The sequence below is a fragment of the bacterium genome (assembly GCA_040755755.1).
Classification (GTDB): domain Bacteria; phylum SZUA-182; class SZUA-182; order DTGQ01; family DTGQ01; genus DTGQ01.
Genome location: JBFLZW010000058.1, coordinates 1 through 19,374 on the forward strand (window position 1 = coordinate 1; position 19,374 = coordinate 19,374).

16 protein-coding genes and 2 pseudogenes are annotated in these 19,374 nt (G+C 49.6%); 12 read left to right on the top strand and 6 right to left on the bottom strand.

Translation table 11 applies throughout. The annotated features are described in order from the left end of the window. From AB1611_17440 to flgL, 11 genes and pseudogenes are all read left to right on the top strand, one after another. Window positions 1-322 (top strand): annotated as a pseudogene (locus AB1611_17440) (transposase). Between the two features lie 333 nt (window positions 323-655). Beyond that, window positions 656-2,053: an asparagine--tRNA ligase gene (gene asnS / locus AB1611_17445; GenBank protein ID MEW6381369.1), complete on the top strand. Its 1,398-nt coding sequence runs from the start codon at window positions 656-658 to the stop codon at window positions 2,051-2,053. Between the two features lie 101 nt (window positions 2,054-2,154). After that, a complete protein-coding gene (locus AB1611_17450) occupies window positions 2,155-3,111 on the top strand; it encodes an alpha/beta hydrolase (protein MEW6381370.1) in 957 nt (318 codons plus the stop codon). Between the two features lie 434 nt (window positions 3,112-3,545). Beyond that, window positions 3,546-5,084: a CxxxxCH/CxxCH domain-containing protein gene (locus tag AB1611_17455; GenBank protein MEW6381371.1), complete on the top strand. Its 1,539-nt coding sequence runs from the start codon at window positions 3,546-3,548 to the stop codon at window positions 5,082-5,084. A gap of 496 nt (window positions 5,085-5,580) precedes the next feature. Further along, window positions 5,581-5,823 (top strand): DUF294 nucleotidyltransferase-like domain-containing protein, encoded by a 243-nt coding sequence (locus tag AB1611_17460; protein MEW6381372.1) that lies wholly within the window; start codon window positions 5,581-5,583, stop codon window positions 5,821-5,823. 296 nt (window positions 5,824-6,119) lie between these two features. Continuing rightward, complete coding sequence (locus AB1611_17465) at window positions 6,120-6,605, top strand: hypothetical protein (GenBank protein ID MEW6381373.1); 486 nt, start codon at window positions 6,120-6,122, stop codon at window positions 6,603-6,605. Window positions 6,606-6,673: 68 nt separating this feature from the next. Then, window positions 6,674-6,853: a hypothetical protein gene (locus tag AB1611_17470; GenBank protein MEW6381374.1), complete on the top strand. Its 180-nt coding sequence runs from the start codon at window positions 6,674-6,676 to the stop codon at window positions 6,851-6,853. A 95-nt stretch (window positions 6,854-6,948) separates the two neighbouring features. Further along, window positions 6,949-7,272, top strand: a pseudogene (locus tag AB1611_17475) (HIT family protein). Between the two features lie 204 nt (window positions 7,273-7,476). Then, on the top strand, window positions 7,477-7,803 hold the full coding sequence (gene flgM, locus AB1611_17480; protein MEW6381375.1) for a flagellar biosynthesis anti-sigma factor FlgM: 327 nt from the start codon (window positions 7,477-7,479) through the stop codon (window positions 7,801-7,803). Between the two features lie 100 nt (window positions 7,804-7,903). Continuing rightward, window positions 7,904-9,298: a flagellar hook-associated protein FlgK gene (flgK, locus tag AB1611_17485; GenBank protein ID MEW6381376.1), complete on the top strand. Its 1,395-nt coding sequence runs from the start codon at window positions 7,904-7,906 to the stop codon at window positions 9,296-9,298. 85 nt (window positions 9,299-9,383) lie between these two features. Further along, window positions 9,384-10,283, top strand: coding sequence for a flagellar hook-associated protein FlgL (gene flgL / locus AB1611_17490; protein ID MEW6381377.1), 900 nt, complete (start codon window positions 9,384-9,386; stop codon window positions 10,281-10,283). A 22-nt stretch (window positions 10,284-10,305) separates the two neighbouring features. Here the strand turns inward: flgL and AB1611_17495 are convergent, their stop codons facing one another. The 6 genes from AB1611_17495 to AB1611_17520 all read right to left on the bottom strand — a co-directional run bounded on the left by AB1611_17495 (window position 10,306) and on the right by AB1611_17520 (window position 15,949). Then, on the bottom strand, window positions 10,306-11,358 hold the full coding sequence (locus AB1611_17495) for a radical SAM protein (protein MEW6381378.1): 1,053 nt from the start codon (window positions 11,356-11,358) through the stop codon (window positions 10,306-10,308). Between the two features lie 99 nt (window positions 11,359-11,457). Next, window positions 11,458-11,823 (bottom strand): hypothetical protein, encoded by a 366-nt coding sequence (locus AB1611_17500; GenBank protein ID MEW6381379.1) that lies wholly within the window; start codon window positions 11,821-11,823, stop codon window positions 11,458-11,460. A 79-nt stretch (window positions 11,824-11,902) separates the two neighbouring features. Next, window positions 11,903-14,152 carry a VacB/RNase II family 3'-5' exoribonuclease gene (locus tag AB1611_17505; GenBank protein MEW6381380.1) on the bottom strand — a complete coding sequence of 750 codons (2,250 nt, stop codon included), beginning with the start codon at window positions 14,150-14,152 and terminating at the stop codon, window positions 11,903-11,905. Window positions 14,153-14,234: 82 nt separating this feature from the next. Next, the gene (locus tag AB1611_17510; GenBank protein MEW6381381.1) at window positions 14,235-14,624 is read right to left on the bottom strand and encodes a PaaI family thioesterase; all 390 of its coding nucleotides are present in this window, start codon (window positions 14,622-14,624) and stop codon (window positions 14,235-14,237) included. Then, window positions 14,608-15,303, bottom strand: coding sequence for a GyrI-like domain-containing protein (locus tag AB1611_17515; GenBank protein ID MEW6381382.1), 696 nt, complete (start codon window positions 15,301-15,303; stop codon window positions 14,608-14,610). Before AB1611_17515 ends, AB1611_17510 begins: the two co-directional genes overlap by 17 nt. A 67-nt stretch (window positions 15,304-15,370) precedes the next feature. After that, complete coding sequence (locus AB1611_17520) at window positions 15,371-15,949, bottom strand: Uma2 family endonuclease (protein ID MEW6381383.1); 579 nt, start codon at window positions 15,947-15,949, stop codon at window positions 15,371-15,373. A gap of 345 nt (window positions 15,950-16,294) precedes the next feature. Here AB1611_17520 and AB1611_17525 point away from each other — a divergent pair, with 345 nt between their 5' ends. Then, window positions 16,295-19,351 (top strand): PAS domain S-box protein, encoded by a 3,057-nt coding sequence (locus tag AB1611_17525; GenBank protein ID MEW6381384.1) that lies wholly within the window; start codon window positions 16,295-16,297, stop codon window positions 19,349-19,351. Window positions 19,352-19,374 lie beyond the last annotated feature (23 nt).

A 19,374-nucleotide genomic window follows, 5' to 3' on the forward strand; every position in this document is an offset into this window, starting at 1 on the left:
ATAAGAAAATGATGCTCCCAACCCTGGAGGCTGATGTTATTGAGCCTCCAAAGCCCACAGAAGATAACCCAAGATATACGGGATATTCTTATAGCCAGGGGATATATTCCTCAATGTGCGGGCTCGGAGGGAAGAATCAAAACAAAAGAGGGAAATCCCCAACTATCGGGCAAGACGATGAGTAGTTGAACGTACTCACTCATGGCTCAATCGCTTTCGGCGATTACTTATCCGTTGGGAGAAAGAAGTTGACAATTATTTGGCTATGGTAGACTTCGCTTGCGCCTGGATCGTCTTCCATGCAGCAGGACCTTGTGGTTAGAGGACTCCATTGGTTTTATTCACCCCCACCTAACCTCCCCCCTCAAGGGGGATGCTGGGTGGGGGTGATGGTTATTTTTCACCTTCCTCATCGAGAAAAGGAACATGGGGAACATCTGGAGAAGTTACCGAAGGGTTGACTATCCCTGCAATACGCTATAAAATCTCTGAGTTACCAGTATATTGGCTGTTAAAATAATGCTGCATGGATTCTGGTGAAGGGGGACTTTCAGCCGACCGGGAATGCAGATTTTGCCAGGAAAGATTCTGCCATGCCACAAAAATAACTGCAAAATCCGGTATGGCTATCTTATAAGAGGGGAAAAAAGGCAAAATGAAACGGACAGGGATTTTACAGGCCTTACAGATGGAAGAATATGGCAAGACGCTGCTGATCCGGGGATGGGTCCGCACCAAGCGGGATGCCAAGGGAGGATTTTCCTTCATCGAGCTGAATGACGGATCTACGATCGAGAATATCCAGATTATAGCTGACAGCGGGCTGGAAAACTACCAGACCCAGGTTACAAAGCTCACCACCGGATGCAGCGTCGAAGTGGAAGGAGAGCTGGTGGCCTCACCGGGGAAGGGGCAGAAAAACGAGATACGGGCAAGCAGGCTCAAGGTTTTCGGCTGGGCTGACCCTGATGAGTACCCGCTTCAAAAGAAGCGCCACTCCTTTGAATTCCTCCGCCAGATAGCTCATCTTCGCCCCCGGACCAACACCTTCGGAGCTGTGGCCCGGGTGCGAAGCACCATGAGCTGGACCATCCATAACTTTTTTCAGGAGCGCGGTTTTTGCTATATCCACACACCGATCATTACCGGAAGTGATTGCGAAGGAGCGGGGGAAATGTTTCGGGTTACGACCCTGGATCTTGGCAATGTCCCTCGTGACCAGAACGGTGGCGGTATTGATTTTACCCAGGATTTCTTTGGCCGCCCGACCAGCCTGACCGTCAGCGGCCAATTGGAGGCGGAAGCCTATGCGCTGGCTCTGGGAAATGTCTATACCTTCGGGCCGACCTTCCGGGCCGAAAATTCAAATACTTCACGGCACCTGGCTGAATTCTGGATGGTGGAGCCGGAGATGAGCTTTGCCGACGTCTTCGACGATATGGATCTGGCCGAGGATTTTCTCAAAGTCATCTTCCGTACTGTTTTAGAGAAATGCCGCCAGGATATGGAATTCTTTAATCTGCGCATAGATACCACCATCATCCGGACCCTGGAGGAGATCATTGGCAGCAGCTTTGAGAGAGTCTCGTATACGGAAGCAGTCGAAATCCTGCAAAAATCCAAAGAGGCGTTTGAATTTCCCGTGGCCTGGGGCATGGACCTCCAGTCGGAACATGAGCGGTATTTAACCGAAAAGAAGTTCAGGAAACCGATCATTGTTTTTGATTATCCCAAGGATATCAAGGCCTTCTATATGAGGCTCAATGATGATGAAAGGACTGTGCGGGCTATGGATGTCCTGGTGCCCAAGATCGGCGAGATTATCGGCGGGAGTCAGCGTGAAGAGAGAATTGATGTCCTGAAACAGCGGATTGGTGATCTTGGACTCCGGGAAGAGGATTACTGGTGGTATCTGGACCTGCGCCGCTTTGGTTCTGTTCCCCATGCAGGATTCGGTATGGGCTTTGAAAGGGCTATCCAGTTTGTGACAGGCATGGGCAATATCCGGGATGTGATTCCTTTTCCCAGAACCCCGAAATCAGCGGAATTTTAAAAGAAAGTGATCAGTGGCCAGTGGTCAGTGGCCAGTAAAGACAGAAGTCAGAGGTTGGAAGTCGCAGGATCCGGGAGCCATGAGCCAGGGGGCCGGAAGCGATGGGAAAACTCGCGGGCAGGGGTGAAATCGAAATCAAATCGGGTGCGGGTGTGGAATCGGCGGAATCGATCAGCAGAAAAATCAATAAAATGATCAATCTATGCAGCCGGATTCCATTCGGAGATTGTCTGGCTGACCTGGCGGTCGGTTTGCGGTACCGGTGGACTGGGGTTAAACCGAGAAAAATCAGCCTGTATAAAATGAAACTTTATTATCTGGAAGCGGGCAAGGGACCGCATCTTGTCCTGCTGCACGGCCTGGGCGCAAGCTCTCTGGGATGGATATTGAATATCAGGTCGCTGCGGAAAAAGTTCCATGTCCTTGCCCCGGACCAGATCGGCTCCGGGCGATCGGACAAGCCTCTCCTCTCCTACCGCATATCCATTATGGCCGAGTACCTGTTCGAGTTCCTTTCCGCCCTCAATATCCCCAAGATTCTTCTGGTGGGAAGCTCGATGGGAGGATGGACAGCGGCTCACTTTGCCACAAATTATCCGGAGATGGTCGAAAAATTAGTTCTGGTGGACAGTGCCGGTTTTGCCCTGGAGAGGCCCCTCACGGCCCGGGAAAGAGAGCTGCTGAACGCGGTTACTCTTTCCTCATCCAGGAGCTTTGCCCGGGAGCTTTTTTTCTGTCCGGATTTCATCGAAGACCCCGGCTTGAAGATGCGTCTGAAAATGAAACTGAATTCCCATGAGCCTTATGTCATTGATCGGTTTCTGGACGCTATCGACCAGAAGCAGGACGTGGTGGACAATCGGCTTTCCCTGATCAAAGCCCCCACCCTCATCATCTGGGGAAGGGAGGACCGGCTTATTCCCGTAGACCATGCCCTGAGATTTCACCGGGAAATTGCAGGTTCAAAGCTGGTTATCTTCGATCAATGCGGCCATGTTCCCCAGGTGGAAATGGCAGCAAGATTCAACCAGGAAATCCTGGACTTTCTTGCGGACTGATTTATGCAAGAGAAGTCAGAGCAGGAGTCAGGAGTCAGAATAACGGTGTTTTCTCCTGACCACTGATCACTGATCACTGGCCACTGACCACTGTCTTTACTGACCACTGACCACTTTCTCTTACCGACCTTTCAATATGGAAACTTTAATTTGCAATACATTACCGGCAGGGTTTACAATATATATGTATACTATTCTAACTATCTCTGGTCGTAAGAGGTGATGTCCTATGTAGATACCGATAAGCTTGATAATCAGCCTGCACTTTCAATGATCTTCCAATGAAATTGATATCTTCACGCATCTTTTCAGTTATCTTCATAACTTTTTCATTTAACTGACACTCCAATTGAGATTCTCGTCAAGATCAGAAAAAATTTCATGCTCGATTTCTCTGGCAGTTTTGAAAATATTAGGGAGGCTTTAAGGAGGTTATGAGAGCAAAAAATCTAATACTTGTAATCGTCTGTTTCGTTTGTTCGCTGTTATTCTCCCCGCTGGCGCAGGGAGCTTTCGTTTGTATCGACTCATCGTGTGTGGGTTGTCATGTCCTGCCTACCAGCGCCATTAATGTAGCCTTAACTCACCCGAACCTGACGGTCGGCTGTATTACCTGCCATTCCCCGGAATGTGTACCCGGTTTGCACAAAGATGGAATCCGGCAGCTCGATCCGCTCTACTACAGCTATACGGGGACCGCGGCCAACGTTGGCTGCAATGTCTGTCATGGTGCCCCACCCCAGGCCCTCTGTGCCGGGAGTGGCAGTCTGGTCATGGATCACTGCCTCGATCCGGCTGGCTGTAATCCGGAGATATTCAATTGCATAGCCTGCCACCCCAATTTCAATGGTCTGGCTAATCACATTTATCCCAAGGTCCTGGGTGTGCCGCTTTTTGCCACCGTGGCCAGTGTGGGCAAGTGTATGGCCTGCCACAGTCTGTCTCTGCTGGTTGGCAGAAGCGGGGCACACACCACCCACTTCGTGAGCAAGATCATTGCCCCGGCCACCACAGCCAGCAAGGTGCTCAGCATCGATTGTGCGGTTTGCCATCCAAACCTTGCCGCCAACCTGGGGGCGGATCATGTGGTCTGTATCCACGGCGCCTCGAATGCCTGGCTTCCGGGCAAAGTGCCGGTGATTTTTAACGCCCTTTTAGGTCCGATCGGAGATGGGGATTTTTATTCCCTCGGCCCGGTGGGAGGGACCGGGACCTGCGTGGTCTACTGTCACAGCAACGGCCAGACCCCTCCGACAACCCTGCTGACCGCTGCCCTGGGGTATCCCGGCTCCAACCTGCCCCTTCCCTGGAATGTACCTTTCCCGATTGACCCGCTCATCCTCGATTGCGGCTGCTGCCATGCCTTCCCTCCGCTGACCCATTCGGCCTCCAAGACCGATTGCAACACCTGCCATCCCACGCCCGTACTCGGTGCCGCACCAACGAGCACATATCACATCAATGGCATTCCGGATCTCTGGCGGCTCATCCTGTCAGCCAGCCCGGCTGTACCGTTGATTCTGCCTTCCTCCTCTTCCGTTTCAGGCAATGATCTGATCCTGAGCTCTGCCCTGGGTATCGATAAATTCCTGGGCCTGCCGGGCATGGGACTGACCGCTCCCGCTCTCTTCGGCTCAGGGACCGGGCTGTTATCCGCTCTGGGAATGACCGGACTGGGGTATAATCCGATCATGACCGCATCCCTGAATATCACCAGCAGCCTGCCCCTGACGGACTATCTGCTTTCTCCATCCGGTCTTGGTCTCCCCTTGAGTCCCGCTTCCTCTTCCTGGTCCAGCTTCAGTAATGGCCCCGGAATTCCCGGCTGGCGATCCACCGGCCTTGCCAGTCCATGGAATTACCTTTCATCCCCAACGACATGGCCGGGTTTTGGATTTACGGCCACCGTCGCAGGCGGCTTCACGAATCCTCTGCTTTCCTTCGGGTGGGCAGGACTGCCCTTTTACTGGTAGGAGGATTTGAGAAGATATAGGGGCGGCTTGAGAGGGTTTGAAGAGATTTCATGGATTGTGCTTTTGAAGTATTGTGAATTTGTACTTGTAATCGTATTATTGAGATTGCGGCTTTTGAGAGTGATTTTCTCCGGGCAGGATTTGCAGAGTGAATCCTGCCCGGATTGTGCTTTTTCCTATCCTGGCCATTCGGCCACCAGGCACTACATCTGCCAGTTTTTACCAAGGACGCAATGGCTGGTCCTTAATATCTTTCAATGCTCACATAAGCTTGATGCGCCGGTTTTATCGCCGGATAATGAGAGGTTTGCCAAATTTGTCATGCCTGAGAAACCAGAAAGGTCTCCTTATATTTGCTATCAACCTTGCTTTGCATTGAATAATTTTTCACCTTATACTATTCCTTAACTGTACTGGTTTATTGTGCTAGCCTACAACATGTATACTATCGGAAAAATTAAATTCTCTTTAAATACTCTCACCGGTGAGTCGAAAGATGCATGAGATAATAGAAGAGGCCTGCAAGAAGTTAAACGTAGAATTGCCCAACGTGCGAGAATCTTCGGAAATTGCCCAAAATATGATTAGAGAGGCCCAAGAATATTTGATTGGACAGGTACCTCCTATGGATGTGCCTGTTGACGGTGTTGTTTTAGGCTCATTAGCGAGACACGAAGTCACGCCTGGCAGTGACTTGGATTATGTAGTTATTGTTCATAACTTGCCTGATTATAAATAAAATTAATGTAACAAGAGAACTTCTTTCAGCTACTGACCAATTAAGGGAGGAGAAACTTAAACTAAAAGGCCCAGGCCGTACAGGCATGTTTGGCGCAGTTCTTTCTGCACCTGACCTTACTGAACGAATCGGTTTAGAATAGGATACGAACCTTAGTCACTCAAGGAGGATACTACTTCTCCAGGAAAGCGCTTCTATATACCAATGCAATTTGCATGAAAATTTAATTAGAGCGATACTCAACCGGTATTTGATCGATTACCCCGTGCCCAAACAAGGGGGTCCCACGATTTCTCTTGAATGATGTAATGCGTTATTGGAGAACATGGGCTGTAGACTATCAAGCTAAGCGCTGGGAAGCGTTTGCTCCAAATTCAAATTGGGGGCTACGCTTTCTAAAGCTTATAATCTCCCGAAAAATTGTGTATGCGGGAACGTTGGCATCTCTATTGCTGACAGATAAAGCAGCTGTTGAATATTTCTATGAACAATTTACTATGCCACCTCTGGCAAGGATTTCTCAACTTTATGATATGCTTGAAGAGGAGTATTTAGAAAGCTTAGCCGTAGTATTAAAAATTGCCGACCTCTTCCTGAGCAAACTATCAATGGATTGTTTTCGAGAAGAGGCAAATAATATCCATTCGCCATATGATATAAAGGAAAATACGGAATTTTTTAAAATGCGCTTAAAAGGCCGAGACTTGCAAAAGGCATTGGAAAAAATCTTCTTTCATTCTTCTGTTTTGAAAGAAAAAGCAATCACTTATATGAGCTTTTAGGAAATAATATATTATTGAGGTAACTAAAAATAATAGATCGCTTTAATGCGATTCTGAGAAAAGCTATAATGGAAGAAATTAATCGCCAAGGTTTGGATAATGTTCAGCTTGCTAAAAGACTAGGACTTCTTCCATCGGGAGCAGAACTTCTCGTGAAGCGAGATTATTGGCCTATAGAAACAGGATTACGCATTGCTGAGGCCCTAAATTTAGGAATCGAATTATCAGTGAAACGAGATAATGGATAATATTGCTTACAAATGCGAGGTTTGCTCATTTAAACTCTGGCTTCCTATAAAACAGCTAAAGGCCACCACCTTGGGGCTTATACGATGATGCACGTTATCCGGGCAGATGCATCCTTGTCTTTCACCAGCATAGAGAAGATTTCGCAGAACTTGATACCGAATCTGCACTTTCCTTCATAAAGGATGCTCAAAAAGCTGCCATAGCTATAAAGAAAGCTACTAAGGCAGAAAGGATTAACTACGCAATCCTTGGCAATGCCGAGCCTCATCTTCATATACATCTTATTCCTCGGAAGAAAGAGGGTGATCCTATCCCTAAGCGATCTCCGTGGAACCATCCGGAACCTTCATCAAAGCTATCACTTGATAGACGTATCTTAATTATGGAATCGATAGCTCATTTCCTAACCGATATCTGATCACCTGGAGACTTAAAAGATTAAGGATCCCTCCTTGAAAAAAGGGGGAGTGATATGCGCCTTCAGATTCCAGGTGAATCGGTGTGTCCTTTTTCGTCAGTATCCTGTCCATAATCATGCCTCCTGAAAATAAACCCGAAGTTTTCTCATCCCCTTCCCGAAAAGAATAGTAGAGTAAACCCCTTATAGAAGGAAGGATCGACCATGAAAATTGACAGACCCAACGACATTACCATCGGAGAATTTGACAAAACCTACAGCGGCGAACGGATCGGGAAAAGCGAGCGGGAGCGGAAAGCGGATCAGGCTCAGAGGGGTGAAAGGATTAATGCTGCCGGAGACAGGGTTAATATTTCTTCTGAAGGTGCAAAGATCCAGCAGTTGAAGGCCAAGATAAGTGAAATCCCGGATGTCAGGCAGGAGCTGGTGGATAAGGCAAAGCAGGATTTGGAAAGCGGGAACTATCAGGTAGACAGCAATAGAGTTGCTCATGCTATCATCCTGGAAAGTTTATGGGATAATCTCTACTGATCCACAGATTTACCAGTTACATGGCAGATAGAGCAGTAAGAGCTGACATCATCAGTATGCATAATTACCCTGGGGGGGTAAATTATGCGGGTGTAAGACCATGTCTGATATCAATAATATCCTGAATATCGGCTTATCGGCCCTTCAGGCCTTTAAGACGGGTATTGAGGTAACAGCTCAGAATATCGCCAATGTGGATACACCCGGCTACAGCCAAAAAGAGGTGGTCATGGGTCCGAAGAAGTTGACCCAGGGACCACCTTATTTTTTTCATGGGGTAGAAGTTTCTGAAATTAAAAGGGCATATGATACGGAGCTTGGCAGGCAGATTTCCACCCAGGAAGGAAAGGCCTCTTACTGGCAGACTTCGGAAGAGTATCTGGCCCGGATTGAGGAAATATTCACTGAATCCGAGCAGTCGGGTCTGAACAGGGACCTCGGCGCGTTCTGGAATGCCTGGCAGCAGTTGTCCATCAACCCGAATGGCTATGGGGAGCGGCAGGAAGTTGCTTCCGCAGCCGACCGGCTGTCCGGTACCCTGAAATCCCGATCGGCTGATCTTCAGAAAGTGATGGCTGATGTCAACAGGGAAGTCAGTGCGACCATGGAGGAAATTAATCAGACCCTGCACAAAATTGCCGAACTCAACCGCCAGGCCAGCGAGGCCCTCGGCGGACAGGTCGATGAGTATAAGGATCAGTTGGACACCCTGGTTGAGGGTTTGAGCCAGCAGATCAACATCAACTACTGGCAGGAGAAAACCGGCCAGGTTACCGTTTCACTGAACGGCCATGCCCTGGTCGAGGGGACTCAGGCCATCAGCCTGACCTCTGCCACCGATGATCAGGGCCGCACTATCATACAGAAGGAACTGGATGGGGGCACCCTGGTTGATGTCACTGACCAGATCAGCGCAGGAAAAGTTAAGGGGCTCCTGGAGCTGGGCAACGATACCATCTCCGGCTACCTGGATAAGCTGGACAATCTGGCTCTTGGACTGAGCGAAAAAGTAAATGAGCAGCACCGGAGCGGCTATGGGCTCGATGGCTCGACTGAGGTCGATTTCTTCAAACCCATAAGCACCGCAGACGGTGCAGCCCGGAATCTGGAGCTCAATCCGGATATTGAGAGTAATCTTGATCTGATTGCCGCCTCATCTTCAGCCGAAGTGCCGGACAATGAAAACGCCCTCAAGATGACTGATCTGCAGCGAAGTCCGGATTTCGAGGAGGGCGGTCAACTCCTGTCCGCCAATGACTACTATGCCAGCATGTACCGGTCCATCGGCCAGGATACCAGGAATGCTCGCGACAATGCCGATCAGCACCAGATGATCTTGAATAACCTGAAGGACCGGCGGAGCATGATTTCCGATGTAGCCCTGGATGAGCAACTGGCCAATCTGATCAAATTCCAGCAAACCTATAATGCCTCAGCCAAAGTCATCTCCACAGCGGACGAGATGATGTCAACGCTGCTCAACATTTCCGCATAACCAGTGCGCTGACTCCCGGGCAGCGGGGAAGATTGATTCCTGCCGGAGCAGGCTGAATATCTTATAAACAGGATACCAGGATACTATGTACATTCTGAACAAAACCCTTTACGATCGCACTCAGGAGCGAATCCGACAAGCCAATGAAGAGCTGTATCGGATCCAGGAAACCATTGCTTCCGGCAAACAGATCAACCATCCTTCCGATAATCCGGAGGTGGCGCAGCAGGTTTTGAATTACCGGACCATCCTCTCTAACATCAACCAGTATTCGGAAAATATTGACTTTGGGCAAAGGTGGAGCCAGGCAACCAATGACACTCTCGATACAGCGAATAAGCTGCTGCTCCGATGCCGTGAGGTAGCCCACACCCAGGCCGACGGTACGGCCACGGACGAAACCAGGGCCGTATCTGCCACGGAGATCGAAGGGATTTACCAGGACATGGTGGATCTGGCCAATACCCGGCATGAAGGAAGGTATCTCTTTGCTCCGGAGCGGCTGGACACCAAACCCTTTGATCCGGACACGGCGATAGATGAACCCCTGCCGGATAATCCACCGGAATTTCTCATGCGGATCAGGATCGGAGACGATCAGGAGATACAGGTCAACACCAGCAAGGATGTTTTTACCGGAGGAGAAGAAGGGAAAAACCTCTTCAAGGTGGTGAACCAACTGAAAACCGGTCTGGAAAATAATGACCCGGAAGCTATCCGGGCCGCATGGGCCGAAATCGACCAGGCGATTGAGCAGGTCACCCGGCAGCAGGGAAGGCTTGGAGTCAATATCCAGCGTCTTGACCGGAATCAGGAGGCATTGAATGACCTTAAAAGTTTGACCGAATCATCCTTAAGCCAGAGGGAAGATGCGGACCTGATCGGAAAGGCCATTGACTTTGTCGAGAAAAGCAATAATCAGTCTATCAACCTGGCTACCCTGTCAAAGATCCTCAATACCAACCTGCTGGACATTCTGGGTTAAAAGAGAGGTAACTACTCCCCCATCACAGAAACTCCACATGCCCAACCTTATCCCTGCCCTGGCTAAGGTATTCCAGCCATTGGTTATAATGATCGTAGCGCAGGTAAAAAGTACGGCCAAGGCACCTGCTGGCACATTCCTTGCGGGCGATTTTCTCCAGGACAGCCTTTCGCTTCTCTCCCTGCCATATACTCTGAAAGCTTTCCCGGTAAATGGATCCATAAGCGTAATCCGTATCGCCCCGAAGGGTACGGCAGGGATAAAGGCTGCCGTCTGAGGCCAGGACTCCGATCAGATGGTGGGCCAGACAGAGAGAGTAAGGCAGGGATCGATGTCCCTGATCGAGATGATGGAGCCGGGGTGCCAGAATCTGAAAATCGGAGTTGCCTTCCTTCCACTGAATACTGGCCATAAGCTCTCTGACATCCCTCACCATCGAGGGCGTAAACTTTCGGGCCTCTTCGCCAACAACCCGTCTGAAGGCGATAAAGCGGCATCCCACATCCCTGGCCAGATTGATTGCATCCGGTACCTCCCGGAAATTATCCGGATGAATAATATAAACAATGCCCGTATGAACGGAGGTGGAAATTTGATACAGGTTATCGACGATGGTCTGAAACATGCTGGTCTTGAAGGGATTATGAAGCTTTTGATGGGTTTCTGCCCTGGCCGCATCCAAACTTACCTGTATCCAGCTCAGGAAGGGGATAGCCTCAAGATGCCGGTCGATAGCCTCCCCATTGGTGATCAGACCAAGTTGCAGACCCTGGTTCCGAAAATGCTGGGCCACCTTGCCGAACGAGTAGTACAGGAGCGGCTCCCCGCCTCCGGTAAAGATTACCCCCTGCACCCCCTGCCGGGCCAGCTCAGCAGCGAAATTCAGCAGAGGACCCTCTTTCAGTGTCGCATTGAGCCTGGTGTTGTAAGACTGATCCAGGCACCAGATACAGCGATGGTTGCAGGCATTGGTCAGGTCGATTTCAACAGTTACCGGCGGGGGTAACTCTCCCCGGCAAATTGCCCAAAGGCGATCGAGATGATGGATGATCTTCAATTCACTGAATTCATACATAGGTTATCTACTCTTTGAGGTTATACCTGTTCTTTGAGGTTAATCGCTCTTTCTATTGTATCGAACAGAACCTGGCGGAGGAAGGGGAGGAAGATATGGCTACTCCGTCTCATAATAGTCCTTCAGCAGATGCTCCCTGGCCTCTGCCCGATGGTTGGGGTCCAGACTGAAGATCTGGCTCATGGAGTTTTCCAGCCAGGGCAGGACCAGCTTTCCCTGATTATCGTGATGCGGCAGCAGACGAACCACGGTCCCATTCGGCCCTTTCTCGATCACGGCAAAGGATTGATCGGGAAGACGTTGAAGAGACTCTTTATTCTCCTTCTGATCATTTCCTCTCTGATCCGAAGCCCCCGAAACTGTCTCTCCGGGTAAAAGAACGCCCAGGAGAAGAACTACCAGGCAGACAGTGACTTTTGGGCGTATTTTTGGTGAAAGGATATAGGTACGAATGTCCAGTAACATATTTCTCTCCTCTTGCAATCTCCAGGCATACAGTCTATCTACCTGTGCAGTTACCCCTGTTATTTAAATCGGAGGGAATTTAGTTCGACTTCGTTGCCAGAGTGAAATCGATATGCAATCGCGGCACATCTATCCGGGACACCCGGACCGTTACCCGGTCACCGATCCGGAAGACCTTTTTGGTCCGCGATCCTTCAAGGCGGTGCTTTCGCTCGTTGAACTGGTAATAATCATCGGCCAGGTTTCTGATATGAACGAGCCCCTCGACAAAGATTTCCTCAAGCTCCACAAAAAAGCCAAAGGCTGTAACTGAGGAGATAATACCGGTAAATTCCTCGCCAATTTTCTCCTCCATATACCTGGTCCGCTTGATATCGATGATCTTTCGCTCAGCTTCCTCGGCGATTCGCTCCCGCAGGGAGGAATGATTGGCAATGACAGCAAGTCTTTCAGGCAGGCTGACATCTTCCCGCAATCTGTCCGCCTCACCATCCAGGACCTTTTTCATCAGCCGGTGAACGATAAGGTCCGGATACCGGCGGATAGGGGAGGTAAAATGGGTATATTCCTTTATGGCCAGGCCAAAATGCCCTGCATTCTGGGTCGAATAGCGGGCCTGTCTCATGGTGCGAAGCAGCAGGTAATTGACGGATGCTTCCTCGGGCTTTCCCCGGAACTGACTGAGAATCCTCTGTAAATCTGCATGTTCCAGCCGTGCTTTTATGCCCTTCCTGCGGCTGGGCCGCTTCGTTTTCCCTTTCGGCGGCTTTTCTTCTGCCGGCGGCTTTCCTCCGGCAGGCATTTCTTCCTCCGCTTCCCAGCCAAGCTCATGGATAAATTCAATGAAAGCCACGACATCCGCCTCTTCCGGCTCTTCATGGATCCGGTAAATAACCGGGACCTTCAACCTGCTCATGTGCTCAGCCACAACCTGATTGGCTATGAGCATGAATTCCTCGATCAGGTTATGGGCTTGATTTCTTTCCGCCCGGATAATGGATTGAACGCTGCCGCGAAGATCCAGAACCACTTCAGGCTCCGGAAGGTCAAAATCAAGGCTGCCGCTCATCATTCGCTTCCGGCGAAGCCGCGCCGCCAGGTCTCCCATGGCCTTGATGGTGGGCTCCAGGTACTGAAATTCGGCAGGAGTCTGGGCTTGCTCCGACAGGATATCGCGCACCTGGGTATAGGTCATGCGCTCGCTGCTGTTGATCACACTGAGGGTGATGGCATAATCCACCACCCGGGCATCGGCATCGAAGTCCATCCGCACCGAGAGGGTCAGCCGGTCCACCCTGGGTTTCAAGCTGCACAGCTCGTTGGAGAGCTCAGGAGGAAGCATGGGAATTGCCCGCTCCGGAAAATAGACGCTGGTGCCGCGGGAAAAAGCCTCTTCGTCCAGACCGGACCCTTCCGGAACATAATGACTGACATCGGCAATATGGACCCATAACCGCTCCCTGCCGCCCTTCTGCGAACCTTCCGGCCCCTTCGCTTCCGATGTCAGGGGCTGCCAGGATACGGCATCGTCGAAATCCCGTGCTGTCTCTCCATCGATGGTAATGGTCAAAAGATTCCGCAGATCCATCCTGCCGGTAAGGTCAGCTTCAGCCAGTTCAGGACGCAAACCTTGAGTTTCTCCCTGAATGCTTTCGGGAAAGACATCCGGAAGCTCACTGTCGCGGACAACCACTTCCACATCGATGCCTGGATCGTCAGGCCAGCCCAGCACTTCCACGATCCTGCCGGTCGGGTTCCGGTAGCGGGTGGGATAGTCCAGAATCTGGGCAACTACCAGTTGCCCGATCCGGGGCTTTATTCCCTTGTTCTCTTTCGGGATGATGATATCCTGAGTCAGGGAGGGATTATTCGGGACAACAAAGGAAATGTGCCGGGTCTTTTCAAAGCAGCCGATCACCGTTTTATGGGCCCGCTCCATAACCCGGATGATGCTTCCTGATCTTCGTCCGTCACGGCCCGTATGGTCAATCCGGGCCATGACCCTGTCCCCGTCAAAGACTTCCCGCATGCCGTCAGGGGGAATGAAAATATCAGCCTGGCCTTCGGTGTCCGGAACGACAAAACCGTAACCGGATGGATGAGCACTGACATGGCCGGAAACAAGGTTCATCTTCCGGGAAAGACCATACTTCCCTCCCTTGATCCGGATAATCTGGCCCGACTCGATCAACTCTTCTAGCAGGCTTTTCAGCTCCCGCATGGCCTTTCCATTTACCCCCAGATCAGCCATCAACCGGCGAAAAGCCACCGGCCTCTGCTCGGTCTGCTCCAATAACCGGATAATTTCCTCTTTGGTGATTCTCGGCATGGGTTGCCTGTCCTTTGAAAAAGAGGCCATCAATTATCAGATTTCAGCTTTTTACTGGCCACTGATCACTGACCACTGGCCACTATAATAAGCTTTCCAGCGGCGCTGGCCAAAAGCCCCCCTGACTATCCAGGGCTGCGGCCTGCGCCTCGATAACCTTCCGTGTGGTGCGAACGATTTCACCTTCGATCAAAATCGGCTCTCCAACCAGGGCCGGTTTTTTGAACCGGACCTCCAGGTGGGCGGTAACAACAGGAAATCCAAGCCGATAGGCCAGATTAACCATGGCCTCATCGAGCAGGGTACTGATAATCCCGCCATGAACGATATTGGTATATCCCTGGTGTTTCTTGCGGGGTATGAAACTTGCCCGAATTCTCCTCTCCGGCTCAAGCAATTCGAAGGAAACCTGTAAACCTTCCCCGTTTTTCCGGCCACAGGCAAAACACATCCCATCATCTGCCAGATCCATCCACCTTCACCTCCCCCGCACTCCCGGTTCCTGCATGGCTGGAATGCTGGCGTCCGGTATGCATGTCCTTGCCTGTTCCACGGGCCATGCCTTTTTCCGGCACACGAAAGCCCTCAACGGTTTGACGGAGCATTTCCAGGTTCGGAGCTTTGAAGGGCATCTCCACTTCTACAATACCGTCAGGAAGATACCGTTCCATGACCGGACCATTATGGTCCAGGCGATGCATTTTCATGAAATCAACGATTCGGCTATAGGTCTTAAACGGCGCAATCATGGGATGGGCTTTGACTCTGGCCACAATCACACTGCGACGGGGGACCTTTTGCTGTCCGAAGGGATGTTCGAGAGTAAGCTGCCGGTCTACCAGGTACCCTCCCTCACTCCGCAAGCTCTCCAGGGGAACATCCCGGGGATCGTCGTAGAAGATGGCACAGGCAGTTTTTTTCGGGATATTCCGGTCATCCAGCAGCTTGCCCACACGGTCGATTTTCTCCGATATCTGGTGATATGCACCCCGATGAAGCATGAAGACCATCAGATACGGACCACGGGTTTCCGTGGTAACGCTGACCGGGCTGAACACCCCAAGAGAATAACCGATCCAACCGGCAAGCAGGACCGAAGGAACCATGAACGCCGATAAAACAACGAAAATCTTTTTGGTCCGGGTGGCCATTATGTCCATCTCCTTACTGATCTTTTCATGTGTTTTTCTCCCGCACCGGAACAGGCACGGTTTTACCTTATTCTCTGAAAACCGGCACCAGGTTAACGGTAAGTCCTTCTAAAAAACTTACTTCTATGGTATCTTGTCCTGAATAGGTTCTGGGCTTGCCATATTCCCCGTTTTCCCCCAAAATAAATACCATTACTATTTTCTCTTCAGGGTAGACGAGCCAATATTCTCTTACGCCATGCCTTTCATACAAGGAGAACTTCTCTTTCATATCCTTAGATGCAGTATACGGTGAAACTATTTCTATGATTAAATCCGGCACCCCCCTGCAACCCCTGTCATCTAATTTATTCCGGTCACATACTACCAGGATATCAGGTTGAACTACTGTCTGAATATCTTCGTCTTTCTCATCAGCTTTGGGTAGCCTCACATCAAAGGGTGCGCTATAGACTTCACAAGGCCGGTCTTGTAAAAAGCTCCAAAATTGTCCTAATAACTCTCTTAAAATCACTTGATGCCTTCTTGACGGTGCCGGACTCATATCAAGTGGAACACCGTCTATGAGTTCCCATCGCTCTTCATCAGGCCAGCTTATATAATCACCGTAAGTATATCTGTTTTCTTTTTTTACAGGTAAAGCCATCTAACAAGCCCCTTAATTTCCTCCATACTTATCATTCCATAGAGTATCGGCAATAGCATCTTGCCTGGCCGAGTTTAACTCTCACGCCCTCTTATACTATACAAGTTGCCTATTATGCAAGCTGTCTATTGCCCTCCCTGATAAATGCTCTCTATATATATTATAGCATTACCTGAAAAGAAACGGCGATGATCTTCGTTTGCCGAACTTATTGAGAAGTTACCCCGTTTCCAATAAAAAATTCTGCCGAAGAAAAAATGTACTCATTCGCATGGATGCAACGTTAACCTCCGTCAGAGTCTGTTGGGAAAACAGGCTCTTCAAGGTTCAAGCTAGGAGCCTTAAATGCAGGTATCAAGGGACTCATGGAGAATCGGAGCAGGGGTTATAACCGCATCAGTGGTTATTGGGGTCAGTTGGGTACTGACTCACCGGAAATATCAAAAGACAGTGATTACCCAAATCCAGCAGCAATTACTGACTATAGCCAAGACCACTGCCAGTGGATTAGAAGAATTTATCACTGAATATTCGAATGCTCTCAAGAGTATCTCAATAAACCCATTAGTTCTGGAGAGGGTCTCCAAAAGGATTGCCCATAAAAGCTCAGATAATACCTCCTGTCCATTTGATGCCTTATATAAAATCCACCGATATGGAGCTGGGAGTTTCACTATACTCGATGCCAATGGCCTTGTGCTGGACAGACACCCTTTTATCGAGGAGATGATCGGGGTTGATTTTTCAAAAAGGCCCGATGTCGCTTACGTTTTACGAGAACATAAGTCGTATATCAGTGACATGTTTGATAACTATCTTGGTAAGCCGGCCGTTGCTATTTCAGAGCCGGTATTTGATAACCATAGATTTGTGGGCATAGTCCGATGGATGATCGAGATTGATACAATCTCGAAGCGTTTTATTGAACCGGCCAGGATAGATGGGATAGGGTATGCCTGGGTTTTCGATGACAGAAATATTATCATTGCCCATCCGAGAAAAGACCTGATAAAAAGCTCGGTCTTCGAGGCCATGAGGAAGATTCACCTGGAGGCAGGAGACGTTTTTGATAGACATGGGATAACAGAGTATTTCCCCAGTGATCATGATTACCTGAATAGAGTAAAGAGAGAGGGTGAGGGTTACGGAATAGACGTAACTTGTATGACTCACGAGAATGATCTCGTTGCTTTTAAAAAGATTTCGATAGGCAAGGGAGCCTGGTATCTGATTGTCACCGCACCTTATTCTGACATTGCAGGCACTATCCATGAAAATGATAAAAATTCACTCGGGCTGGCTGGTTTGCTGATCTTAATTTTAGCCTGGGGAGGTTTTGCTCTTTTTAAGATCCAGAAGAGGAAAGGCCAGCTTGAGATAGAGACAGCCTACTTGAAACAACTCGCTGAATCAGCAGAATCACTGCGCGAGAGCGAAGAGAAACTGGCAGGGATTATCGCTTCAGTGCCGGACAGCATAAGTATCATTGATCAGGAGCATACGATTGTCTGGGCTAACCAGACAATCACGGGTGTATTTGGGCAGGATACAATCGGCCGCAAGTGCTATGCCGTATACCATAGACGCGACAGGATTTGCGAATCGTGCCTGGTCAGGCAATGTTTTGAAGATGGAAAAATTCACGAGCAGGAACGGGAGTTTACTGAACCGGGGGGGAAAAGGTTGTTCCTGTGGTTTATAGCCAGTGTAGCTGCATATCATAAGGATGGCCGGCCAAGGCTGGTGGTAGAGGTTTCCCGGAATATCACTCAGCGCAAGGTGGCCGAGGAGTTATTGCTTCAGGAAAGAAACAGGGCGAGAAAATATATTGATATTGCAGGGGTTATGCTGGTAGCTATTGGTGTCGATCAAAAAGTCGCCCTCATTAACAAAAAGGGCTGTGAGGTTTTGGGGTATAGAGAAGAAGAGATTATTGGCCGGAATTGGTTCGATAATTTTTTACCCGAAGGCATAAAAGAAACGGTAAAATCGGTTTTCGGGAGGTTGATAGCGGGAGATATCGAGCCGGCCGAATGTTTTGAAAATCCTGTTTTAACCAGAAAAGGTGAGGAGAGAATCATAGCCTGGCATAATACGGTCTTAACTGATGATAGAGGGGAAATTATCGGCGCTCTCGGCTCAGGAGAGGACATCACTGACCGAAAGCGGGCGGAAGAGGAAAGGATGCGTCTGGAAAAGCACCTCAGGCAGGTCCAGAAGATGCAGGCCATCGGTACTCTGGCCGGAGGAATTGCCCATGATTTTAATAATATTCTCTCAGCCATTATCGGCTACATGGAGCTGAGCCTGGACGAGGTTCCGGAAGGAAGCTCAGTCAGGGATAATATCATCGAAGTCCTCAAAGCCTGCCAGAGAGCTACAGATCTTGTCAGACAAATACTCACTTTCAGCCGCCAACATGAGCCAAAACGAGAACCTCTCCAAATCGCTCTGGTAATTAAAGAAGCCCTTAAACTGCTGCGGGCCAGCTTGCCCGCCAGCATTGAGATTCGTCAAAATATCAATAATCGCTCAGAATTTGTTCTGGCCGATCCAACCCAGATTCACCAGGTAATGATGAATCTGGGCACCAATGCAGCTTATGCCATGCGTAATCAGGGCGGTGTGCTGGAGGTAAGCTTGCGTGAGGTGAATCTTGATGCAGAAGCTGTGGCTGCCTATCCAGATCTGTCACCCGGTCCATATCTTCAATTGACAATTGAAGATACAGGCTGTGGAATAGCCCCTGAAAACCTGGATCGAATCTTTGATCCCTTTTTCACCACCAAAGGGTCACACGGAGGAACCGGTCTTGGGCTTTCTGTGGTCCAGGGAATCGTTAAGGGACATGGCGGCATGATCACTGTTTCAAGTACCCTGGGCAAGGGAACTGCCTTCCACATCTTTCTCCCGAAAATTGAGGAGAAGGATACTCAGCCGGAGGAGATTCCCGAGCACATTCCTTTGGGCCGAGAGCGCATCCTGTTGATCGATGACGAAATATCCCTGATCAACGTTGGCCAGCAGATGTTGAAGCACCTTGGCTATGAAGTTGTAGCTACCACCAGCAGTCTTGAGGCCATAAAGCTTTTTTGCGCCCAGCCCGAGCAATTCGATCTGGCTATAATCGATCAAACCATGCCCACTATGAGCGGAACGGAGGTAGCCAAAAGACTTATGGCCATCCGACCCGACTTCCCCATTATTCTCTGCACCGGATACAGCGAGACAGTTACCGAGGAGAAGGCCATGGACATGGGGATCAAAAAGTTTATCATGAAACCTTTTGACATGCATACCTTAGTACACGTCGCCATAATTACGCGGCCAGTTGTTTTGGGCCTGGTGGAGCAAATTGGAGCAGGAACTTTTCTTTCGTATAAGTCCAGTGTATTGGTTTAGGATGAGCATTGAGTTGATCACAA

Excerpts from the sequence above, each read along its gene's own strand:
- asnS (MEW6381369.1), top strand. The coding sequence starts at position 656 with ATGAAACGGACAGGGATTTTACAGGCCTTACAGATGGAAGAATATGGC.
- AB1611_17450 (MEW6381370.1), top strand. The coding sequence starts at position 2,155 with ATGGGAAAACTCGCGGGCAGGGGTGAAATCGAAATCAAATCGGGTGCG.
- AB1611_17455 (MEW6381371.1), top strand. The coding sequence starts at position 3,546 with ATGAGAGCAAAAAATCTAATACTTGTAATCGTCTGTTTCGTTTGTTCG.
- AB1611_17460 (MEW6381372.1), top strand. The coding sequence starts at position 5,581 with ATGCATGAGATAATAGAAGAGGCCTGCAAGAAGTTAAACGTAGAATTG.
- AB1611_17470 (MEW6381374.1), top strand. The coding sequence starts at position 6,674 with ATGGAAGAAATTAATCGCCAAGGTTTGGATAATGTTCAGCTTGCTAAA.
- flgM (MEW6381375.1), top strand. The coding sequence starts at position 7,477 with ATGAAAATTGACAGACCCAACGACATTACCATCGGAGAATTTGACAAA.
- flgK (MEW6381376.1), top strand. The coding sequence starts at position 7,904 with ATGTCTGATATCAATAATATCCTGAATATCGGCTTATCGGCCCTTCAG.
- flgL (MEW6381377.1), top strand. The coding sequence starts at position 9,384 with ATGTACATTCTGAACAAAACCCTTTACGATCGCACTCAGGAGCGAATC.
- AB1611_17495 (MEW6381378.1), bottom strand. The coding sequence starts at position 11,358 with ATGTATGAATTCAGTGAATTGAAGATCATCCATCATCTCGATCGCCTT.
- AB1611_17500 (MEW6381379.1), bottom strand. The coding sequence starts at position 11,823 with ATGTTACTGGACATTCGTACCTATATCCTTTCACCAAAAATACGCCCA.
- AB1611_17505 (MEW6381380.1), bottom strand. The coding sequence starts at position 14,152 with ATGCCGAGAATCACCAAAGAGGAAATTATCCGGTTATTGGAGCAGACC.
- AB1611_17510 (MEW6381381.1), bottom strand. The coding sequence starts at position 14,624 with ATGGATCTGGCAGATGATGGGATGTGTTTTGCCTGTGGCCGGAAAAAC.
- AB1611_17515 (MEW6381382.1), bottom strand. The coding sequence starts at position 15,303 with ATGGCCACCCGGACCAAAAAGATTTTCGTTGTTTTATCGGCGTTCATG.
- AB1611_17520 (MEW6381383.1), bottom strand. The coding sequence starts at position 15,949 with ATGGCTTTACCTGTAAAAAAAGAAAACAGATATACTTACGGTGATTAT.
- AB1611_17525 (MEW6381384.1), top strand. The coding sequence starts at position 16,295 with ATGCAGGTATCAAGGGACTCATGGAGAATCGGAGCAGGGGTTATAACC.